Source organism: Streptomyces sp. NPDC050806 (assembly GCF_055586425.1).
Map to the genome: position 1 here is coordinate 321,737 of NZ_JBVJIF010000007.1, position 15,652 is coordinate 337,388.

Below are 15,652 nucleotides of genomic sequence, written 5' to 3' on the forward strand. Positions count from 1 at the left end.
CGGGCCCACGACGCGGGTCCGCGCCCGGCCGCCGCGGCTGACGGTGTTCCGTCGGCCGCGGCCGGGACAGGGGAGCGCGTCCGTGCTCCCCGGCGTCGCAGGGACTCATTGAAAGGAATCGCATGGCCTCCGAAGTCGCGCGTCCCACGTACGGGAACTGGCGGCGCCCCAGAAGGCCGGGGCTCGGGCCGCTCGGCCTGCTCGGCACGGTCGCCACCTTCGGCGGGCTGGTGGTCGTCCTGCTGGCGTCCCTGATCTCCCTCATGGCCGCGATCACCGTGCTCGTACCGCTGTTCCTGGTGGTCGCGCCCGTCGCCGTCCGCACCGTGGACGGACGGAACATCTATCAGCTGCTCGCAGTTCGGATCGGTTGGATGCGCAGGAAGTCCAAAGGCTCACACATCTACGTCTCCGGTCCGCTGTCGCGGCGGCCGGGCGGGCGCTTCTCCCCTCCCGGGCTGCTGGCCCGGGTGAAGATGCGGGAGGGGAGGGACGCGTACGACCGCCCGTTCGGCGTGCTGCATCACCCCGGGCGCAATCTGTACACGGTCGTGCTCGCCTGCGAGCCCGACGGCGGCTCGCTGATCGACGGCGAGCAGATCGACATCTGGGTGGCCTCCTGGGGCGACTGGCTGGCCAGGCTCTCCCACGAGCCGGGTCTGCGGGGCGCGTCCGTGGTGGTGGAGACGGCGCCCGACACCGGGACCAGGCTGGCCGCCGAGGTGCTGCCCAGGCTCTCGCCGACCGCTCCGGCCGCGGCCCGTGCGGTGATGGAGGAGGTCGTGGAGCGGTATCCGTCCGCGTCCTCGGAGATGCACACCTACGTCACGCTGACGTACGGGACCGTGGGCACCCGCCGTGACCCCGAGACCGTCGTCACCGACCTGGCGATCCGCCTGCCCGGGCTGCTGTCCGGTCTGGTCGCCGCGGGCGGCGGCTCCGCGCGGCCGCTCTCGGCGGAGCAGATCGCGGAGACCGTGCGCGTCGCGTACGACCCGGCGATCGCGCCGGACATCCTCTCCGTACGGGCCGAGAACAAGTCCACCGGGCTCGAATGGGAGGACGCCGGGCCGGCCTCGGCCGTGGAGTCGGTCACCTCCTACCACCACGACTCGGGAGTCTCCCGCAGCTGGCTGCTCACGCTGGCGCCGCGGGGGACCGTGCGCTCCAACGTCCTGCGGGGCCTGCTGGAGCCCGCGCCCGGGACCCGGCGCAAGCGGGTGTGCCTGGTCTACCGCCCGATCGACCCGGCCACCTCGGCGCGGATCGTCGAGGCGGACCGGCGCAACGCCCACTTCACCGCGTCGTCGGGGCGTGGCCTGGTCCAGGCGCGTGCGTCCAATGAGATGCGGGCCGCGGAGCAGACGGCTGCCGAGGAGGCGTCGGGTGCCGGTCTGGTCGAGTTCTCGCTCATGCTCACGGTGACGGTCGACGACGAGTCGCAGCTCGCCGATGCGGCCACGACCGTACGGAACCTCCAGGCGTCCTCGCGCGTGCTGATGCGGCCCGCGGACCGTATGCAGGCGTCGGCGTTCACCTGCACGCTGCCCGTCGGGATCCTGCCGTGGGAGCACACGCTCATCCCGCGCGAGATCCGGGAGGCGCTGTGAGCAGGAAGAAGCCTCAGGCCCGCGCTCCGCGTGCGCCGATGGCGCCGTCCCGCGGCTGGTACGGGCCGGGCGGCGGGCAGGTCGCGAACATGGACCCGCCGACGATGTGGCGCGCCACCACGGTGCAGGCCTGCGGCCTGTGGCCGTTCGCTGCGGGCTCCGGCGCTCCCATGACCGGCGTGCCGCTCGGCCAGCACCTGCACACCGGTGCGACCGTCTGCGGCGACCCCATCTCGTGGTTCACCAGGGCCCGTTACATCTCCAACCCGTCCCTCTTCATGCTGGGCATGCCGGGCCTCGGGAAGTCGACGCTGGTCAACCGCATGCTCATCGGCCTGGCCGCGACCGGCGTCGTCCCGCTGGTGCTGGGCGACCTCAAGCCGGACTACGCCGACACGGTGCGGGCCCTGGGCGGCCAGGTGATCTCCATCGGCCGTGGCGTCGGCGGCATCAACGTCCTCGACCCCGGTGCCATGGGCGAGGCGGCCGAACGGCTGGGCGGTGAGGCGGGGCGGGCCCTGACCTCCGAGGCCCATGGCCGGGTGCTCAACATGGTCGCCGCGCTGATCACCATCGTGCGCGGGCAGCCGATGGGCGACCACGAGATGTCGGTGGTCTCCGCCTGCCTGCACCACCTCAGGGAACGGACGCCCACGGGACGTGCGCCGCTCCTGCCCGACCTGCTCCGGGTGCTCGACGAGGGGCCGGACCGGGTACGTGCCGTCACGCTCGACCGCGGCGACATGGCCCGCTACCGGGAGGCCGTCGACCCGCTGCACCGCTCGTTGCTGGGCATCCTCGACGGTCCGCTGGGCAGCACCTTCGCCTCCGAGACCTCGACCCGGATCAACCCCAACGCGCCGGCGGTGTGCATCGACATCTCCCGCATCGGTGAGGCCGACACCCAGCTGACCGCCGCGGCGATGCTCGCGGCATGGTCGGACGGGCTCGGCACGGTCGCCGCCGCGCACGCCCTCTCCGATGCCGGACTGGCGCCGCGGCGCTGGTTCTTCACGGTCCTCGACGAGCTGTGGCGGCCGCTCCGCGCGGCGTCCGGCATCGTGGAACGGATCGACGCGCTGACCCGCCTCAACCGTTCGCTGGGCCTCGGCGACGCGAAGATCACGCACACGCTCAAGGACGCGGAGGCGCTGGGCAGCGAGGCCGACCGGGCCAAGGCCAGGGGCTTCGTCGAGCGGGCCGGGATGGTGGTCTGCGCCGGGCTGCCCAAGGCGGAGATGCAGGACCTCAGCAATATCGTCGGTCTGTCGGAGCGCGAGATCGATCTGGTGTCGTCCTGGTCCTCGCCGCCCGGCTGGGCCGGTACCGGCGGCAACGAGGAACCGCCGGGCCGTGGCCGCTTCCTGATCAAGGTGGGCGGGCGCCCCGGCATTCCGATCCGGGTGGCGATCACCGACACCGAGCGCGAGCTCCACAACACCAACACCCGCTGGGTCGGGGCCGGAAATCCGGTGGAAGACATAGGGGCACGGGGATGAGCAAGCCGTACACGGGGGGACGGAAGGGAGGCGCCGGAGCCGACGACCTGCTGCCGTGGGTGATCGTCGCCGTTGCCGCCTTCTGTTTCCTTGCTTTCTTCGGCGCGTGGTTCGGCGGCACGCTCGGCGCCGCCGTGTCGGGCGCGGGCTGGAACCCGCCCCCCTTCTCCCTCGCGTCCATGGCCGGCCTCGTGCAGCAGGGCCCGTCCGCACTGTGGCCGGACGCCCCGGTGGGCGCGGTCGTCGCGGGCATGGTCGTCCTCTTCGTTCTCGCGATCGTGCTGATCGTGGTGGTGGTCGCCGCGTTCCGGCGGCGGCTGGCCAAGCCGAAGGGGCTGGCCGGGAAGCGCGAGCTGGCCGTGCTGCTGCCCAAGGAGGCGGCGGCCAAGTCCCGTTCACTGCGCCCCTCGTTGCCGAAGTCGGGCAGGCTGGACCCCGATGACACCGGCAATCTGCTGGGCAACCTCGAACCGAACGGCCCCGAGCTGCGGTCCTCGTACGAGGACGTGGAGCTGCACCTGATGGCGCCGCGGTCCGGCAAGTCGACCGGGGTCGCCGTCCCCCGTACGCTGCGCGCCCGCGGCCCGGTGATCCTGACCTCCAACAAGGCCGACGTCTACACGGTCACGAAGGCCGAGCGGGAGCGCGTCGGCACGGTCTGGACGTTCGACCCGCAGGGGATCGCCCACACGCCCCGCACCATGTGGTGGGACATGCTGGCGGAGGCGTCCACCATCGAAGGGGCCATGCGGCTGGCCGGGCACTTCGTGGGCGCGGTCAACGACGACGCCTCGAAGAAGGACTTCTGGATCTCCGCGGCGCAGAACACCCTCACCGCGCTGCTGCACGCAGCGAACCGCGGACAGCGGCAGGTGACCGAGCTGCTGGGCTGGCTGGCCGACCCGGCCGACCGTACGCCGATCGACCTGCTCAACGACGCGCAGATGCCGGCGCTCGCCGCGCAGTTGCAGGGCACCATCCAGGGCGCGGTCGAGACGCGTGACGGAATCTTCGAGACGGCCCGGCAGTGCGTCTCCTGTCTGCTCGACCCCAGGATCTCGGCGTGGGTGACCCCGGACCCGAGGGTCGCGCAGTTCTCGCCCCAGCGGCACGCGCTCAGCCGCGACACCCTGTATCTGCTCTCCAAGGACGGCGGCGGTTCGGCCGCCGGCGTCATCGCCGCGCTGGCGGACTCGGTGATGCGCGCGGGGGCCGTCGCGGCGGAGCGGCAGGGCGGGCGGCTGGATCCGCCGATGACCGCCGTGCTCGACGAGGCGGCCAACGTCTGCCGCATCTCCGACCTGCCGGACCTCTACTCGCACTTCGGTTCCCGCGGTATCAACGTCGTGACCCTGCTGCAGAGTTACCGGCAGGGGAGCCGGGTGTGGGGCGACGCGGGCATGGACGCCCTGTGGAGCGCCGCGACGATCAAGATGCTGGGTGCGGGACTCGACGACGCGGACTTCGTCGAGAAGGTGTCCAAGCTGGTGGGCGAGCACGATGTGAGCACGGTGAGCATCTCCCGCAGCAAGGACGGCCGTACCCGGTCGACCTCGTACCGGCAGGAGCGGGTGATGCCGGTCGACCGGATCCGTGCGCTGCCGAAGGGGACCGCGCTGCTGCTGGCGACCGGTATCCGGCCGGCGCTGATCCGGCTGCGGCCGTGGTTCAAGGAGCCGGGCGCCGAGCGCATTCAGGCGGCCGCGCAAGCCGAGTCGCAGGCGATGACGGCGCGTGCGGCGCAGATCGTGATGGAGAAGCCGTGACGGCACAGACGTTCGACGGCGGGGTGGGCGGCGCCGAGCCGCAGGCCCCGCCCTTCATCCTCTACCTGGAGGGCGACGAGTACGCCGAGGAGCTGCGGAGCCTCGCCCTGTGGGTCAACGGCCTGCTCGTACCGGTCTACGGGCGCGAGGCCCGCTCCCAGTCGCCGTGGTGCCCGCGCTGGTGGGAGCACGCGGAGGCGGTGGCCCGGCTGCACGCGCTGTGGCTCGCGTGGCAGGAGCTCACCGACCCGGCGTCGGGGGCGAGCGGGCCCGCGGTGTGGCACCGCGACCACCTCGGCCCGGCCATGCTCGAACTGCGCGATCCGGCGGGCCCGTTCGCGGGCTGCAAGGCCGGCGCGCACCGCGCGAAGGCCGCACCGGAGGTCGACGCGTACGACGGGTGACCGGGTACGGGAGCGAGGGAGCCGGATGCGCCGGACAGAGCTGAGCCGGCTGACCGCGGCCGTCCGCAGGATCGTGGGCGGGGCCGCCGCCGAGGTGCGGGAAGAACCCGGCGGCGTCGTGATCGAACTTCGGCACGGCGGGCTCACCGTCGTGGTGGAGAACGCGTACGGCCTGTGGCGGGTGTCGGCGGGGTCCTCGGCGAGCGGGGAGTCCACCCCGCCGAGAACCCTCTTCGCCACGCTGGAGGAAGCCCTCGCCGTCGCCGCGCAGCTGCTCCATGAGGAGGAGCGGGGCGCGGAGCGGACGGACGGGCCAGCTCCCCGGCTCCGCCCGGACCCGCCGTCCCGTACCCCGCCGGCCGTCGTGGCCCGTAACTCCCGGCGGCGCCCACCGGGCCCGTCACGATTCCGCTGACCGAGTCATCCAACGAAGCGAGGACGTTCGTGCGTAGCGCAAAGGCGCTGTTGAGTGTGGTGTTGGCCGGAGCGTTCCTGGCCGGGTGCGGCAGCGGGAGCTCCACCCCGGCCAAGGGGTCCGGGAAGGAAGTGAAGCGGGAGAGCGGCGGCGCGACGGCCGAACCGCTCACGGAGATCACCGCGCCCTCCGGCTACAAGAGCCGCGAGGGGTGGCAGCAGCGGCTCACCTGGCTTCCGGAGGGCGCGAAGACCGTGCCCGTGGCCGCGTCGGCACAGTCCGACCGGGTCGCCTACCTGACGGTGATCGACGAGACCGGCTATGCCGTCCAGGTCAGGAACGCCTCGACGGGCACGGTCGAGTGGACGGGCAAGCCGTGGTCGCCGCCGACTCCGCTGTCGGAGGTGACCGAAGCAAGCTCGTTCCAGAGCGACGAGCCCGAGCTGCCCGGCGTGACGACGGTCCACCAGGAGGGCCGCGATTACGTGGTCGCTTGGGCCCACGGAGTCCGGGGCAGGGACGAACTGAACAGCGGCAAGGAGGTCGTGGAGCTGCAGATCTTCCCCGTTCACGCCTCCGGCAAGAGCGTCGCGCCGGCCCACCGTGTCTCCGTGCCCCTCAAGAACGAGGACGACAGCACCCCGCTCGTCAACGCCGATCCCGACGACCTTCAGGTCCGGGACGGCGGCGCGGGCCTCGTCGTCACCTGGGACGGCTACTCGACGTTCGGCGCCTCGGTGGACATGGAGACCGGCAAGGTCACGAGCTACGGCGACGGCAGCAAGCTGGGTGTCGAGTGCGAGGTCGAGGGGTGCACGGCCAGAGTGGCGGCGATCACGGCCGACGGCCCGGTCGCGGCCGGTGAGATGGACGGCGGCTTCGAGGTGCCGGGGCACTGGAGCAGCCAGGACGTGATCCCGGACGGGGCCTCCAAGGGGCCCCTCCGCAAGAGCGGGGACCGCAACGGCGCCATCGTCGGCACGGCCGGTACCCGGCTCGTCGCCGAATGGTCACCCGAGGGAGAGGACACGCAGGACGACCGGATCTGGTCCGTGCACGATGCGGCGAACGGCCGGATCCAGGCGAGCACCGCGTGTGCCGCCACCAACGTCAGTGCGCTGGACACCGAGGACGAGCCCAGGGTCGTGGCGTCCCCCAGCGGCCGGTACGTGGCCTACGGGCCGGTCCTCTTCGACACCCGTGACCGCAAGGGCACCTGCCTCGCGGGCGACGAGAGCCGCAAGGGCGTGCTGATCAGTGCGGTCGGCGACGACGGCATCGCCTACGCCAGCGTGCCGTTCGCCGACACGGAAGGCACCGTCGCCGAGGTGCGGGCCGCCGACGGAACGGTGAAGGCACTGCCCATCGGTACCGAGCTGCCGCTCCGGGTCCTGAAGGGCTCGGGTCTCTTCGTCACCCGGAACAACGGTGCGGGGCTGCTCGTCACAGGACTTGAGAACCGCTGAAGCACCTGACAGGAGAACGCATGAACCACACGCCCGCCCCCCGCTTCACCGGCGTCGTCGAGTGGCGGCACCGCCGGGCCGGAGCCGCGCACTCCCTGGTCCGCGCGGTGCACGACCCGGCGGCCCGGCGGACCGTCGTCGTCGTGTCCGAGCTGGCGAGCAACCCCGACGACCGGGGCATCACCGACGACTTCGGCAGCGTGGCCGACGCCGTGGTGCCCGTGCTCCAGGGCCGGCTGACGAAGGAGCTGGGGAGCGTCGTGTGGATCGCGCACTTCGGTGCGTTCTCGTACCACGACCCCACCGGTCCGGAGACGTTCCACCGGATCGACGTCACCGGCGATGCCGGCAGTGGGCACCGGGACGACCTGCGCGGTGACGAACCCCTGTCGGCACAGGAGGTGGCCACGCTGCTGGAGGGCTGGCACCTCCAGCCGGTCGCACAGGTGTTGACGACGCTGGGTCACCAGGGCTGACGACGGCCGATGACCGAACACGTATCCGGCAGGGAGGTGCTGGGGCAGGCGCGTGCCCTGTACCAGCACTACAAGGACGTCGTTGAGCCCACCGGCAAGCGGGTGGCGATCATCCGCTTCGAGCCCGCCGCGACAGATCCGCCGGAATGGCAGGCGCGTCTTCAGGCGTCCCGGGTCTCCGCCGAGCAGAAGGTGAAGAGCTTCGAGCATCTGGGGTTCCGCGCGGACCACATCGTGCTGCCGCCGGGCGCCGACCGTGCGCAGTTCGCCGCCGTCCTGGAGCGGTGCAACCGGGACGCCGACACGCGCGCGATCATCGTGCAGTTCCCGCCGCCGGCCCATCTGATGCCGCTCGTGCAGCGGATGGACCCCCGGAAGGACATCGACGCGCTGCTGAAGGACCGCTCCCCGTACCGGGCCTGTGCCACGGCGGAGGGCATCTGCCGGGTGGTGGAGCCCTTCGCGCAGGACAACCCGGCCATCGCGGTCGTGGGCGCCAAGGGCTTCGTGGGCCAGGGCGTGGTCACCCAGCTGAAGGAGAACGGCCACCGCCCCATCGAGCTGGACGCGGGGGACGATCTGCGCCGGGTCCGGGACGCCGACATCGTCGTCTCGGTCACCGGCAACCCGGGCATCCTCGGGCCCGAGCATCTGCGCCCCCACCACCGGCTGGTGGTCGACTCCGGCTTCGTGCCGCAGCCGGACGGCGGCGTGCGCGGTGACGTACGGCGCGAGGCGTACGACATCCCGCAGCACCTCACGCCGGTGCCCGGCGGGATCGGCCCGGTGGAGATGGCCACGCTCATGGAGCGGGTGGTCCGCAAGGAGGTGGACCCGCACGTCACACCGTGGCAGGTGGCGGCGAAGCCGTACCTGAACCGTGAGCAGTCCGCGCAGGCGCAGGCCACGGCCGGCGCCGGTGCCACGCAGGCGCCGGCGTCCCCGGTGTCCCAGGCCGCCAAGCTGCGGAGCCGGTCCTCGCAGGGGCCGCAGGCCGGGCCCGCGGCAGGGCAGCAGGCGGCCCGTCCGCAGGCCGCGCCGGCGCGCCCGCGGATTCCCCGCCCGCCGTCAGGGCCGTCCGGCGGGCACGGCCGCTGACGCTGTACACGCAAACTGCTTAAATCGTCGCCACTCGGGTAAAGCGAGCGCCGGTTATTGATCACCCAGGGGCATCGCGGCCGCTTGTAAATAAGGCAAAACCGCACATTGCGGTCCGGTCGCGGTGACCCCGGTCACTTTTGGTGAAGTTTTGCGCATGAGCGCCGGATAAGAGGGGAGGGGTCGATGTTGCTGCTGGTGTGAACCGGCAGGCACAGAACGGCAAGTGGAATTGGAAGGCTGAGCGGACGTGTCGGCAATCGAGACCATTCACGTAGACGGGATGTGGCGTGGCGCCGCATCCGACGCCACGCGGGAGGTCCTCGACCCCGCCGACGCGACGGTGCTGGCCACCGTGTCCGAGGGCGGCGTCGAGGACGTGGACGCGGCTGTCGCCGCGGCGTCGCGCGCCTTCGCCGGGGGACAGGGCGAGTGGCCCCGTACGCAGGCGAGCGACCGGGCCGCGCTGCTGCGCCGGGTCGCGGACCTCCTGCAGCGGGACCGCGAGGAGATCGCGCTCATCGAGAGCCGCGACACCGGCAAGACGCTGGAGGAGGGCCGCGTCGACGTCGACGACGTGACCAATGCCTTCCGGTACTTCGCCGACCTCGTGATGAACGAGAGCGGCGGCCGGGTCGTCGACGCGGGCAGCGAGGACGTGCACAGCGTCGTCGTGTACGAGCCGGTCGGCGTCTGCGCGATGATCACCCCCTGGAACTACCCGCTGCTGCAGGCCAGCTGGAAGGTCGCCCCGGCGATCGCGGCCGGCAACACCTTCGTGATCAAGCCCAGCGAGGTCACGCCGATGTCCACCGTGCACCTGGTGAAGCTGCTGGTGGAGGCCGGTCTGCCGACCGGTGTCGCGAACATCGTCACGGGCGCCGGCGTGCCCGTCGGCCAGCGGCTGGCCGAGCACCCGGACGTGGACCTCTTCTCCTTCACCGGTGGCCTGGTCAGCGGCACGAAGGCGGGCGCGGCCGCGGTGTCCGGCGCGAAGAAGATCGCGCTGGAGCTGGGCGGCAAGAACCCCAACGTCGTCTTCGCCGACGCCTGTTCCACGGACGAGGAGTTCGACACCGCCGTCGACCAGGCCCTGAACGCCGCGTTCATCCACAGCGGCCAGGTCTGCTCCGCCGGTGCCCGCCTGATCGTCCAGGCCTCGGTCAAGGACCGCTTCGTCGCCGAACTGGCCCGCCGCGCCGAGCGGATCAAGCTCGGCCGGGGCACCGAGGAGGGCGTCGAGTGCGGCCCCCTCGTCTCCCAGCAGCAGCTGGACAAGGTCGAGGCGTACGTCGAGTCCGCGCTCAAGGAGGGTGCCCGCCTGCGCTGCGGCGGCTCCCGCCCGAAGCCGAGCGACGCCCGCCCCGAGGCCGGCTACTTCTACCAGCCGACCATCCTGGACCAGTGCCACCGCGACATGAAGGTGGTCCGCGAGGAGACCTTCGGGCCGATCCTGACGGTGGAGACCTTCACCACCGAGGACGAGGCCGTCGCGCTCGCCAACGACACCGAGTACGGCCTGGCCGGCGCGGTGTGGTCCGGTGACACCGCGCGCGCCCGCCGGGTCGCGGCCCGGCTGCGCCACGGCACCGTCTGGATCAACGACTACCACCCCTACCTGCCGCAGGCGGAGTGGGGCGGCATGGGCAAGTCCGGCATCGGCCGCGAGCTGGGTCCGGCCGGCCTGGACGAGTACCGCGAGAGCAAGCACATCTACGAGAACCTGCGCCCCGAGCCGGTGCGCTGGTTCGCGGGCTGACCCGCCCGCGGTGACCGGGTGGGCCGCAGCACCGTCGCGGCCCGCCCGGCCACCCGCAGCCCGCCCCTCCGCGCGGGCCCGGCCGTATCCCGTACCCGGTGACAGGCCCGGCCCGCCCCCTGAATTTCCCGGCCGCAAGGACGCGGCCCAGCGGAACCGCAGCCCCGCAGAGCGACCACCGCTCGCGCACGCCGGGCGCTCCCGCCCACCGGCCGAGCGCATCCGCTCTCAAGAACTGCGCCACCGCACGCACGTTGAAAAACCACAAGGAGCTACCCATGCCTCCCGCAGCAGCGAAGAAGATGTCAGCGGACTACGTGATCGTCGGCGGCGGCACCGCAGGCTCGGTGATCGCCTCGCGCCTGACCGAGGACCCCGACGTCACCGTCGCCGTCATCGAGGGCGGCCCGTCCGACATCGACCGCGAGGACGTGCTGACGCTGCGCAAGTGGCTCGGCCTGCTCGGCGGTGACCTGGACTACGAGTACACGACCACCGAGCAGCCGCGCGGCAACTCGCACATCCTGCACAGCCGCGCCAAGGTCCTCGGCGGCTGCTCGTCGCACAACACCCTGATCTCCTTCAAGCCGCTGCCGTCCGACTGGGACGAGTGGGAAGCGGCGGGCGCCGAGGGCTGGAACGCCAAGGCGATGGACCCGTACTTCGGCAAGCTGCGCAACAACATCGTGCGGGTGGCGAAGAAGGACCAGAACGAGATCGCCTCGGACTGGATCGAGGCCACCAAGACCGCCCTGGGCGTGCCCGAGGTCGTCGGCTTCAACGACCAGCCGTTCGAGGAGGGCGTCGGGTTCTTCGACCTGTCGTACCACCCGGAGAACAACAAGCGGTCCTCCGCTTCCGTCGCGTACCTGCACCCGCACATGGAGGCCGGCGACCGCCCGAACCTCACGCTGCTGCTGGAGACCTGGGCGCACAAGCTGGAGCTGGACGGCACCACCGCCAAGGGCGTCCACGTCCGTACCAAGGACGGCGAGGAGATCTACCTGGAGGCCGGCCGCGAGGTGCTGGTCTGCGCCGGTGCGGTGGACACCCCGCGGCTGCTGATGCACTCCGGCATCGGTCCGAGGAAGGACCTGGAGGCGCTGGGCATCGACTGCGTGGTCGACCTGCCGGGCGTCGGCGAGAACCTCATCGACCACCCCGAGTCGGTCATCGTCTGGGAGACCAACGGACCGCTCCCGGGCAACTCCGCGATGGACTCCGACGCGGGCCTCTTCGTGAAGCGGGACCCGGACCACAAGGGCCCGGACCTGATGTTCCACTTCTACCAGATCCCCTTCACCGACAACCCGGAGCGGCTGGGTTACGAACGCCCCCCGCACGGTGTGTCGATGACCCCGAACATCCCCAAGTCCCGGGCCCGCGGCCGTCTTTACCTCACCTCCGCGGACCCCGAGGTCAAGCCCGCGCTGGACTTCAAGTACTTCGAGGACGAGGGCGACTACGACGGGCAGACCCTCGTCGACGGCATCAAGCTGGCGCGCAAGGTCGCGCAGGCCGAGCCGTTCGCCAAGTGGCTCAAGTGCGAGGTCTTCCCCGGCCCCGACGTCACCGACGACGCCGAGATCAGCGAGCTCGTGCGCAAGGCCGCGCACACCGTCTACCACCCCGCCGGCACCTGCAAGATGGGTGCCCTGGACGACGAACTGGCCGTTGTCGACCCGCAGTTGAAGATTCGCGGGCTCAGCGGTATCCGTATCGCGGACGCGTCCGTCTTCCCGACGATGCCCGCCGTGAACCCGATGATCGGCGTCCTGATGGTGGGGGAGAAGTGCGCCGAGATTCTCACCGAGACCCCGACCCAGGGAGGTGATGCGTGATGGCCGGTACCGTCATCGACGCATCCGCCAACGACAAGTCCCCCACCGCGCCGGAGGGTTCGGCGGCCGGGCAGGACGCCGTCTTCGCCGTCCGCAACCTGTGGAAGGTCTTCGGGCCCAAGGCCGAGAAGGTGCCGGGGGACGCCGACCTCACCGGCCTCTCCGCGCAGGAGCTGCGCGAGCGGACCGGCTGCACCGCCGCCGTCCGAGACGTCTCCTTCGACGTGAAGAAGGGCGAGGTCTTCGTCGTCATGGGGCTCTCGGGCTCCGGCAAGTCCACCCTCGTCCGCTGCCTGACCCGGCTCATCGAGCCGACCAGCGGCGACCTGGAGATGGACGGCGAGGACGTGCGCGGCATGGACAAGTCCGCGCTGCGCGAGCTGCGCCGGCACCGCGCCGCCATGGTCTTCCAGCACTTCGGCCTGCTGCCGCACCGCTCGGTGCTGGACAACGTGGCCTACGGGCTGGAGATCCAGGGCGTCGGCAAGGCCGAACGCCGCGCCAAGGCCATGGAGATGGTCGAGAAGGTCGGCCTCGGCGGACTGGAGCAGCGCCGCCCCGGCCAGCTCTCCGGCGGCCAGCAGCAGCGCGTCGGCCTGGCCCGCGCGCTCACCGTGGACCCCGAGATCCTGCTCTTCGACGAGCCCTTCAGCGCGCTGGACCCGCTCATCCGGCGCGACATGCAGGAAGAGGTCATCCGCCTGCACAAGGACGAGGGCCGCACGATGGTCTTCATCACCCACGACCTCGCCGAGGCCCTGCTGCTCGGCGACCGCATCGCCCTGATGCGGGACGGGAAGATCGTCCAGCTCGGCACCCCCGAGGAGATCGTCGGCTCCCCGGCCGACGCATACGTCCGGGACTTCGTCCGCGACGTGCCGCGCGAGCAGGTCCTGACCGTACGCCGCGCCATGCGGCCCGCCGAGGACGCCGAGGCCGGGGAGGGCGCCACGCTCGCCCCCGACACGCTGATCTCCGACGCGATCGAGACCGTGGTCCGCTCCGGCGGCGCGGCGCGCGTCGTCGAGGACGGCCGCTGCCTGGGCGTCGTGGACCACGAGTGCCTGCTCAACGTCGTGGCCCGCCTCGACGAGGCGGACCCCGCCGAGGACGCGGCGGACGAGGAAGCGGCGGACCAGGGGAAGGCGGCCGTCTGATGCATCCCCGTACCGTCCCCGTGACGCTGAACCTCAGAGCCCGCCCCGCGGCCGCCCGGCCGCTGACCCTGCGAGGGCTGCGTGCCGCGGCCCGCCGGTACTGGCACGAAGCGCAGCGCGCCGCCGCGCTGAACGTGCCGGCCGGTACCGCGAAGCGGGGGCGCGTGTGAGTGCCGCCACGACCAGCCCCGCCACCACCGCACCGGCCGGCGCCGCCCCGCGCGCTGCCCGCCTCACCGCCTCGCTGCGCCACGGCGCCCTCGGCAAGCTCCTCGTGCTCGCCGTCGCCGCGGCCGTCCTCGTGCCCCTCGTCAACGCCAAGTGGGCGAGCGGCGTGTGGCCGCACGCGCTGACCGTCGACCTCTCCGGTCCGTTCGGCGACGCCAGCACCTGGATCGTGGACAACCGCGACTCGCACTGGCTCTTCGTCTACTTCCTCGGCCACCTCTCCAACGGCATCGTCCTCTCCGTACGCGCCGTCTACGTCTGCCTCCTCGCGCTCGGCTGGACCGGCGTGACCGCGCTGGTCACCCTCGTCGCCTGGCGCGTCGCCGGGCTGCGCATCGCCGCGACCGCGCTGGTGTCGCTGCTGGTCAGCGGCGTGCTCGGGATGTGGGTGCCGACCATGCAGACCATCGCCCTGATGGTCGTGGCGGTGCTCGTCTCGGTCGTCGTGGGCGCGGTGCTCGGCCTGGTCGGCGGCCTCTCGGACCGGATGTTCCGCGTGCTGCGGCCGGTCCTGGACACCATGCAGGTGCTGCCGGCCTTCGCGTACCTGCTGCCGTTCGTCATGGTCTTCGGCATGGGCGTCCCCGCGGCGCTGCTCGCCACCGTGATCTACGCGGCCCCGCCGATGGCCCGGCTCACCGCGCTCGGCCTGCGCGGCGCCGACGCCGGCGTCCTGGAGGCCGTGTCCTCGCTCGGTGCCACCGGCCGGCAGCGGCTGCTGACCGCCCGGCTGCCGCTGGCCCGCAAGGAACTGCTGCTCGGCGTCAACCAGACGATCATGATGGGGCTGTCCATGGTGGTCATCGCCTCGATGATCGGCGCGGCCGGTCTCGGTGACCGCGTGTACCAGGCGCTGGCCTCCGTGGACGTCGGCTCCGCGCTGGCCGCCTCCATCCCGATCGTGCTGCTGGCCATCGTCATGGACCGCACCACCGCCAAGGCCGGCGAGCGGCTCGGCACCGAGCAGGGCACGGGGCCCGGCTGGCTGCGCGGCCGGTTCGTCTGGCCCGCCGTCGCCGTCGTGACCGTGCTCGCGGCCGTCGTGGGCCGGCTCACCGGCTCGCTGATCTGGCCGTCCGCCGCGGTCACCGACATCGCGCCGCCGGTCAACGAGTTCAAGGAGTGGATGGTGGACCACCTCTACTCCGGCATCCCCGTCATCGGCGGCACCGCCGACTGGGCGGCGGGCTTCACCTCCTGGGTGCTCAACCCGCTCCGTGACGGCCTGACCGCACTGCCCTGGTGGGGTGCGCTGCTGATCGTCGCCGCGCTGGCCTGGCTGATCGGCACCTGGCGCACCGCGCTGACCGCGACCGTCGCGCTCGCCGTCATCGGCGTGCTCGGCGTCTGGGTGCCGTCCATGAACACCCTGTCGCAGGTGCTGTCCGCGCTGGTCGTCACCCTCGTCGTCGGCATCGGCGTCGGCGTGCTCGCGGCCGGCAGCGCCCGGATGGAGAAGATCCTCCGGCCGGTGCTGGACGTCTGCCAGACCATGCCGCAGTTCGTGTACCTGATCCCGGTGGTCGCGCTGTTCGGCGTGGGCCGCGCCCCGGCCGCCGCCGCGGCCGTCGTCTACGCGCTGCCCGCCGTCATCCGCATCACCACCCAGGGCCTGCGCCAGGTCAGCCCGGCCGCCATGGAGTCGGCGCAGTCGCTCGGCGCCACCCGCTGGCAGCAGCTGCGCCAGGTGCAGCTGCCGCTGGCCCGGCCCGCGCTGCTGCTGGCCGTCAACCAGGGCGTCGTGCTGGTCCTCGCCGTCGTCATCATCGGCGGCCTGGTGGGCGGTGGCGCGCTCGGCTACGACGTCGTCGCCGGCCTGTCCACCGGTGACCTGGGCCTCGGCATGATCGCCGGTATCGCCATCGTCTGCCTGGGCCTGATGCTGGACCGGGTCACGCAGCCCACGGACCGCCGCGCGGGGAAGGGAGCCTGA

Annotated in this window: 13 protein-coding genes; all 13 read left to right on the forward strand. The window is 72.1% G+C overall.

Annotated features, from left to right (window positions below):
- The first annotated feature begins 122 nt into the window (after positions 1-122).
- The 13 genes from ACZ6WH_RS23500 (at position 123) to ACZ6WH_RS23560 (ending at position 15,652) form a co-directional block, all read left to right on the forward strand.
- Positions 123-1,610 carry an SCO6880 family protein gene (locus tag ACZ6WH_RS23500; RefSeq protein ID WP_469730293.1) on the forward strand — a complete coding sequence of 496 codons (1,488 nt, stop codon included), beginning with the start codon at positions 123-125 and terminating at the stop codon, positions 1,608-1,610.
- Between the two features lie 38 nt (positions 1,611-1,648).
- Positions 1,649-3,109, forward strand: coding sequence for an ATP/GTP-binding protein (locus ACZ6WH_RS23505; protein ID WP_469730681.1), 1,461 nt, complete (start codon positions 1,649-1,651; stop codon positions 3,107-3,109).
- Positions 3,106-4,875 carry a type IV secretory system conjugative DNA transfer family protein gene (locus ACZ6WH_RS23510; RefSeq protein ID WP_469730295.1) on the forward strand — a complete coding sequence of 590 codons (1,770 nt, stop codon included), beginning with the start codon at positions 3,106-3,108 and terminating at the stop codon, positions 4,873-4,875. The genes ACZ6WH_RS23505 and ACZ6WH_RS23510 overlap by 4 nt, the downstream gene beginning before the upstream one ends.
- Positions 4,872-5,279, forward strand: coding sequence for a DUF4913 domain-containing protein (locus ACZ6WH_RS23515; protein WP_432858103.1), 408 nt, complete (start codon positions 4,872-4,874; stop codon positions 5,277-5,279). The genes ACZ6WH_RS23510 and ACZ6WH_RS23515 overlap by 4 nt, the downstream gene beginning before the upstream one ends.
- A 25-nt stretch (positions 5,280-5,304) precedes the next feature.
- Entirely contained in the window at positions 5,305-5,694 is a 390-nt protein-coding gene (locus ACZ6WH_RS23520) for a hypothetical protein (protein ID WP_469730297.1), read from the forward strand.
- Between the two features lie 29 nt (positions 5,695-5,723).
- The gene (locus ACZ6WH_RS23525) at positions 5,724-7,160 is read left to right on the forward strand and encodes a hypothetical protein (protein ID WP_469730299.1); all 1,437 of its coding nucleotides are present in this window, start codon (positions 5,724-5,726) and stop codon (positions 7,158-7,160) included.
- Between the two features lie 20 nt (positions 7,161-7,180).
- A complete protein-coding gene (locus tag ACZ6WH_RS23530; protein WP_432858108.1) occupies positions 7,181-7,636 on the forward strand; it encodes a hypothetical protein in 456 nt (151 codons plus the stop codon).
- 9 nt (positions 7,637-7,645) lie between these two features.
- Entirely contained in the window at positions 7,646-8,734 is a 1,089-nt protein-coding gene (locus ACZ6WH_RS23535; RefSeq protein WP_469730301.1) for a tetrahydrofolate dehydrogenase/cyclohydrolase catalytic domain-containing protein, read from the forward strand.
- Positions 8,735-8,984: 250 nt separating this feature from the next.
- Positions 8,985-10,493 carry an aldehyde dehydrogenase family protein gene (locus ACZ6WH_RS23540; protein WP_469730303.1) on the forward strand — a complete coding sequence of 503 codons (1,509 nt, stop codon included), beginning with the start codon at positions 8,985-8,987 and terminating at the stop codon, positions 10,491-10,493.
- A 278-nt stretch (positions 10,494-10,771) separates the two neighbouring features.
- Entirely contained in the window at positions 10,772-12,334 is a 1,563-nt protein-coding gene (locus ACZ6WH_RS23545) for a GMC family oxidoreductase (RefSeq protein WP_469730305.1), read from the forward strand.
- Positions 12,334-13,491, forward strand: a complete 1,158-nt coding sequence (locus ACZ6WH_RS23550) for a quaternary amine ABC transporter ATP-binding protein (protein WP_469730307.1) — start codon at positions 12,334-12,336, stop codon at positions 13,489-13,491. The genes ACZ6WH_RS23545 and ACZ6WH_RS23550 overlap by 1 nt, the downstream gene beginning before the upstream one ends.
- A complete protein-coding gene (locus ACZ6WH_RS23555; protein WP_469730310.1) occupies positions 13,491-13,661 on the forward strand; it encodes a hypothetical protein in 171 nt (56 codons plus the stop codon). Before ACZ6WH_RS23550 ends, ACZ6WH_RS23555 begins: the two co-directional genes overlap by 1 nt.
- Positions 13,658-15,652, forward strand: coding sequence for an ABC transporter permease (locus tag ACZ6WH_RS23560; protein WP_469730312.1), 1,995 nt, complete (start codon positions 13,658-13,660; stop codon positions 15,650-15,652). The genes ACZ6WH_RS23555 and ACZ6WH_RS23560 overlap by 4 nt, the downstream gene beginning before the upstream one ends.